Source organism: Streptomyces sp. B1866 (assembly GCF_031932565.1).
Classification (GTDB): domain Bacteria; phylum Actinomycetota; class Actinomycetes; order Streptomycetales; family Streptomycetaceae; genus Streptomyces.
The window spans coordinates 1-3,124 of the sequence record NZ_JAVSCF010000421.1 but is presented as its reverse complement, the minus strand read 5'-3'; the positions used below and the strand labels follow the sequence as shown (position 1 = coordinate 3,124).

General features: G+C 76.9%; 1 protein-coding gene and 1 pseudogene. Both read left to right on the top strand.

From position 1 onward, the window contains the following. A pseudogene (locus RKE29_RS28945) lies at positions 1–1,737 on the top strand (polyketide synthase dehydratase domain-containing protein); the annotation flags it as partial. Further along, on the top strand, positions 1,620–3,124 hold a 1,505-nt coding region (locus RKE29_RS28940; RefSeq protein ID WP_312008680.1), incomplete at its 3' end, for an SDR family NAD(P)-dependent oxidoreductase. The pseudogene RKE29_RS28945 and the gene RKE29_RS28940, both read left to right, overlap by 118 nt.

Genomic DNA, 3,124 nt, shown 5'->3' with positions numbered 1-3,124 from the left:
TGGACCCACCACGCCACCGGCACACTCACCGCCGATGTCCCGCAGCCCCGGACCGGCGAACCGGGCGCGTGGCCGCCGGTCGGCGCCGAGGCCGTCGACACGGCAGAGGTGTACGAGCGGTTCGCGGAGTTCGGCTACTCCTACGGCCCGGCCTTTCGGGGTCTGCGGGCCGCGTGGCGCCACGGTGACGAGTTCTTCGCCGAGGTCGCTCTGCCTGACACGGGCGAGCGCGCGGAGCACGGGTTCGCTCTGCACCCGGCACTCCTGGACGCCGCGCTGCACATCGCCGCGCTGGACGCCGTGGAGGCGTCGGGCGCGACCCTGCTGCCGTTCGCCTGGGCGGGGGTGGCGCGGTATGCCGCCGTGCGGCCCCTCGCGGCCCTGCGTGTACGGCTTCGGCGCACCGGCCAGTACACGGTGTCGGTCCTGGCGACCGACGAGAGCGGCGCTCCGGTGCTCCAGGCCGAGTCGCTGGCGCTGCGGCCCGTATCCGAGCAGTTCGCCGGATCGGTCGACGCCGTCGGCGACTGGCTGCACCGCGTGGAGTGGGCTCCGGTCCCGCTCGCGGAGCCCCGGGACGACACGCTCCGGTGGGCGGTGCTCGGCGACTCGTCGGCGGCGGCCGCTCTGGTCGCCCTGGGAGGCGTGGCGTGCGCGGACCCGGGCTCGGTGGCCGAGGCGGACGTCCGGGTGGCCGTCCTGCCCTGCCCTGCTGTTGCCGGGACCGCGCCCGACGCCGCCGCGGAGGCGGTGCGCGACGCCCTGGACGCCGTCCGCCGGTGGCTCGCCGACGACCGCCTCGCCGATGTACGCCTGATCGTCGCCACGCGCGGGGCGATCGGCGCGGGAGCGCACGACGACGTGCCCTGCCCGGCCTACGCGGCTGTCTGGGGCCTGGTGCGGTCCGCGCAGACCGAGCACCCGGGCCGTTTCGTCCTGGTCGACCTCGATCCGCGGGGCGACGGCGCGGCGGCGCCCGCCGAGTTGCGCGCCGTCCTCGCCGCCGGTGAGCCGCAGGCGATCGTCCGGGACGGCGCCGTGCTGACGCCGCGTCTGGTCCGCGCGGCCGCCGACTCCGCGCTCGTACCGCCGGACGGGGCCGCGCCGTGGCGCCTCGCGGCGGGGCCGGGGCGCACGCTCGACTCCGTCGGTGTCGTGGAGCACTCCGACGCCGCGGCGCCGCTGGCGGAGGGGCAGGCCAGGGTCGCGGTGCGCGCCGCCGGGGTCAACTTCCGCGACGCGCTGATCGCGCTGGGCATGTATCCCGGCCGGGCGGTCGTCGGCGCCGAGGCGGCGGGCGTCGTCCTGGAGACCGGGCCCGGTGTGGCGGACCTGGCCCCGGGCGACCGCGTCATGGGGCTGTTCGACGGCTCGTTCGGCCCGCTCGCGGTCGCGGACCGGCGCCTGCTCGCCCGCGTGCCGTCCGGCTGGTCGTTCGTGCAGGCGGCGTCCGTACCGATCGTGTTCCTGACCGCGCTGTACGGGCTGCGGGACCTCGCGGGGCTCCGGGCCGGCGAGTCGGTGCTCGTACACGCCGCCGCCGGGGGCGTCGGCATGGCCGCGGTCCAGCTCGCGCGGCACTGGGGTGCCGAGGTGTTCGCCACCGCCGGGCCCGCGAAGTGGGCGGCGGTCCGCGGGCTGGGCGTGCCCGCCGACCACGTCGCGTCCTCACGCGACACCGCGTTCGAGCAGCGCTTCACGGAGGCCACCGGCGGCCGCGGCGTGGATGTCGTCCTCAACTCCCTCGCCCGNACGTCGCGTCCTCACGCGACACCGCGTTCGAGCAGCGCTTCACGGAGGCCACCGGCGGCCGCGGCGTGGATGTCGTCCTCAACTCCCTCGCCCGGGAGTTCGTGGACGCGTCGCTGCGGCTCCTCGCCCGTGACGGCCGCTTCGTGGAGATGGGCAAGACCGACATCCGCGAGCCGCAGGCGGTCGCGGCCGACCGGCCCGACGTGCGCTACCGCGCCTTCGACCTCCTCGACGCCGGGCCGGAGCGGATCGCCGGAATGCTCGGCGAACTCGTCGGCCTCTTCGAGTCGGGTGCGCTGCGCCCGCTGCCCGTACGGACCTTCGACATCCGCCACGCGCGGGAGGCGCTGCGCCTCGTCAGCCGGGGCCGCCACACCGGCAAGGTGGTGCTGACCCTCCCGCAGCCGCTCGCGGACGGCGGGACGGTCCTGATCACGGGCGGTACCGGGGTGCTCGGCCGGCACATCGCCCGCCACCTGGTCGCCCGGCACGGCGTACGGAGCCTGCTGCTCGTCGGACGGTCCGGGCCCGACGCCCCCGGCGTGGCCGAACTCGTCGCCGAGCTGGCCGGGTCCGGCGCGACGGCGACGGTCGCCGCGTGTGACGCCGCCGACCGGGCCGCCCTGGCCCGCGTCCTGGCCGACGTGCCCGCGGGGCGCCCGCTGACCGCCGTCGTGCACGCGGCCGGGGTGCTCGACGACTCCCCCGTCGAGTCGCTGACACCGGACCAGGTGGCCCGCGTCCTGCGCGCCAAGGTCGACATCGCGGTCAACCTGCACGAGCTGACCCGGGACGCCGAGCTGTCCGCGTTCGTGCTGTTCTCGTCGGTCGCGGGCGTGCTCGGCTCCGCCGGCCAGGCCGGATACGCGGCGGCCAACGCCTACCTCGACAGCCTGGCGCACCACCGGCGGGCCCGGGGGCTGCCGGCCGTCTCGCTCGCCTGGGGCCTGTGGGCGGAACGCACCGGAATGACGGGCCATCTCGGAGCCGGAGACCTCAAACGCCTGGCCCGGGGCGGGCTCGTACCGCTCTCGACGCCGCAGGGCCTCGCCCTCTTCGACGCGGCGCGCGAACGCCACGACGCGGTACTCGTCCCGGCCCGGCTCGACCTGCCCGCGCTGCGGATGTCCGCGGAGCCCGTCCCCCCGCTGCTGCGCGCCCTGGCGGGCACGGCGGCCGCGCGCCGCTCCGGCGGCACCACGCTGTCGCGGGGCATGCTGGTGGCCGGTGTCTCCCCCGAGGAACGCGCCGAGGCCGTACTGCGCCTGATCCGCACGGAGGCGGCCGTGGTCCTGGGCCACGACTCCGCCGACATCGTGCGCCCGGAGTCGGCTTTCCGCGACCTCGGCTTCGATTCGCTGACGGGTGTGGA